We start from the raw sequence: 625 nt of genomic DNA, 5'->3' as shown, positions 1-625 counted from the left end.
TAATCCTCGCCGCAATGTATATAGCGATCATCAACATCACGCCAGCCAGCAAACCCGGGATCACACCACCAAGGAACATACGCCCCACTGACACATCGGTCGCAGCAGCATACACCACCATCACGATCGATGGCGGAATCAAGATCCCCAAAGTACCTGCGTTACAGATAACACCCGCAGCAAACTCTTTCGAGTAACCGTTTTTGATCATCCCCGCAATGACGATACTACCGATAGCGACCACGGTTGCTGGTGAAGAGCCAGACAGTGCTGCAAACATCATACATGCCACAACGGAAGCCATGGCGAGACCACCACGGAACCAACCAACAATGGCAATCGCAAAGCGGATGATTCGCTTTGCAACGCCACCTGTCGACATAAAACTTGAGGCCAAAATGAAGAAAGGTATCGCCAACAATGTATAGTGACCAGCAAAGGCGTTAAACAGCGTTTGAGCAACTGACGCCAAAGAAGCATCGGAATGCAGCATTAAGAAAAGAACACTGGAAAGACCCAGAGAAATTGCGATTGGCACACCAATGAGCATGAAGCCAATCACCATTAAAAACAGTAGTAAAATATCCATGGCTTAGCGCTCCTTGTGCTCAGAATCGTTCGAGGA

The 625-nt window shown here is 48.8% G+C and carries 1 protein-coding gene; it reads right to left on the bottom strand.

Translation table 11 applies throughout. The features are described from left to right. A partial coding sequence (locus R7044_RS26320) for a TRAP transporter large permease subunit (RefSeq protein ID WP_225456130.1) occupies positions 1–589 on the bottom strand: 589 nt, incomplete at its 3' end. Positions 590–625: the final 36 nt, after the last annotated feature.

It is taken from the genome of Vibrio sp. 1402, from assembly GCF_033340275.1.
The sequence above is the reverse complement of the archived record's forward strand: the minus strand, read 5'-3'. Positions and strand labels throughout refer to the sequence as shown.